The sequence below is a fragment of the Vibrio sp. 704 genome (assembly GCF_033339295.1).
The window spans coordinates 1-748 of the sequence record NZ_JAWOUH010000372.1; the positions used below are offsets into that span (position 1 = coordinate 1).

At 43.9% G+C, this 748-nt stretch carries 1 pseudogene; it reads right to left on the reverse strand.

Features of this window, described 5'->3' with window-relative positions:
* Positions 1-748 (reverse strand): annotated as a pseudogene (locus tag R7R24_RS26540) (cache domain-containing protein); the annotation flags it as partial.

Here is a 748-nt window from a genome sequence, read left to right on the forward strand (position 1 = left end):
TTTATTGTAGGGGTAGCCTTGTTTCAGTTCAGAATTTGGTGCATTCAAGTTGCCGACAAAGCCCAATGTCGGAATCGGTGTGTCGAGATATTGTCTACTCGTCCAAACTTGCTTTTTATCTGCATCACTTAACGGTTGTAGGCTTTTGAATAGCCAATCCTGCCGGCTGCTCATAAAGACAATATTGTGAGGGTCGCTGGCGACGAACACGCTGTCAGGTTGTTGCCAGTTATCTTCAATTTTACTCAAGTCCATTTTTACGACCACGATTCCCAACACGCCGCCAGCATAAATTATTGGATATGAGTAGTAATAGCCACGTTGGCCGGATGTTGAGCCCAGAGCGTAATATTAGCTGCTTTCACCGCTGATGGCTTGTTTGAAGTAAGGTCTAAAAGCAAAGTTGCGTCCAATAAAAGAGCGCTTTTTACGCCAGTTACTTGCTGCAATGGTCGTGCCCCATTGATCAATCAAATAAGTATCTGCCGCTTCAATAACGTTGTTCACCGATTCTAGATAGCGATTGGTGATTTCGAGTTGAGCGCTATTTGAAGGATTCAGTAGAGCTTCAAAAAGAGGATCATCTTTGGCTAAAAGATTGGGTATATGGGCGTATTTATCGAGCTTATTTTTGATGTGGCTAGAAAATTGTTCGAGCTGTGATTGGTGTTTATCTAGCAAAGATTGATAGCTGTGTTGCCACACCCAGCGCCCGCCCACAATGGCGCACAGGAAATATAAGGCGAAA